The following is a 1,406-nucleotide window of genomic DNA, read 5'->3' as shown; positions in this document are numbered from 1 at the left end:
GGTTCCCAGTATTTCCAAATCAATATCGCGGCACCGACAATAGCAACAATAAGTAGACCAAGCGGACTCAGTAACAGCGAAAACCCGCTCATCAATGCTCTAAGCGCGATTGTTCCGCCACTCCGCAATGCACCAAACCCCGAAGAAACTAAGCTCTTTAACCCGTTGAACAGCATAGACATAGTCGCCATTGGCTGTGTAAAAGCCATCGCGATCCCGCGTCCCGCTGCCGATGCTCCACTCCCTAACGCTTTAAATCCATTGGCTCCGCTTGTTACAAGCTGGCCGCCAAAACGGCGCAATGCCGCGCTGCTATTTTGGAAAATCGGCCCCCATCCCTTAATACTTCTGCTAACGCCACCTAGTGAAGGCAGCAACCCTTTTAAGCCCCCCGTTAATCTACCAACGGACGGAATTAATTTGCCGATCCCGCCGCCGCCCGTCAGCATAAATATACTGAGTTTCATCGCAGCAAGAGGCACAATGACCGCAGCAGCAGCCAGCGCCAGTGCACCCAGTGCGCCGACTAGCGTCACGATAACCAGCGTGCCAACCATGATTGCATAGGTTAATTTGGGATTGGCTTTCATCCAGTCGCCGACGCGAGCAATAATCTTTGTTAGCCCTTGTGTCAGTTTTCGGAACGGAGAGTCAACACTCTCCTCCATTTGTATCCCCAAATCTTCCCACGCTGATTTGAGTTGTTTAAGGTCGCCTTTCAGGTTATCGATTTTGACTTTTGCAACTTTTTCGGCTTCACCTTTTGAATTTTCATTAGCCTTTTTCTGTTCGTCATATTTACCGTTTGCGGCACCTTCTAGCACGGCCCCCATTCCGACCATCGCTTCTTCACCGAAGATGTCTTTTTTGATGCGTATTTGGCTGGGTTGATCATATTTGCGGAGTTTTTGATCCAGTTCTTTTAGAATATCGCCCATATCCCGCAATTTACCGTTGGCCCCGCTGACTTTAATACCCAGAGCCTTCATGGCATCCGCGCCCGCGCCGACAGGCGCGACAAGGCGGGATAACCCCCCCCTCAAAGCCGTACCCGCCATGCTGCCGCGCATGCCATTCGCGGCCATCATTGCGGCCATTGATGCCATGCTTTCTAAGCTAATGCCCAGGTTGGCAGCAATTGGCCCGGCATAAGTCATGGTTTCGCCAAGTTGCCGTAAATCAGTATTGCTTCGAGTAAATGTCGCAGTCAGAACGTCAGACACCCGGTCCATCTGATCAGCATTGAGTTTGAACTGGGTCAGCACGTTTGAGCCAATGTCAGCAGCTTCCCCCAGGTCCACGTCATCAGCTAATGCCATATTAAGCACGCCGGGTAACGCCGCTTTGATAGATTCAGGGGTAAGGTTCGCCATAGCCAAAAATTTCTGACCTGCCGCCGCATCAGT

1 protein-coding gene is annotated in these 1,406 nt (G+C 51.4%); it reads right to left on the bottom strand.

Annotated elements, in window-relative coordinates; all coding sequences use genetic code 11:
- Nucleotides 1–1,406, bottom strand: a 1,406-nt coding sequence (locus LG003_RS22915) for a phage tail tape measure protein (protein ID WP_262981753.1), incomplete at both ends; no start/stop codon positions are given.

The sequence above is a fragment of the Photorhabdus kleinii genome, assembly GCF_025384885.1.
Lineage (GTDB): Bacteria > Pseudomonadota > Gammaproteobacteria > Enterobacterales > Enterobacteriaceae > Photorhabdus > Photorhabdus kayaii.
The sequence above is the reverse complement of the archived record's forward strand: the minus strand, read 5'-3'. Positions and strand labels throughout refer to the sequence as shown.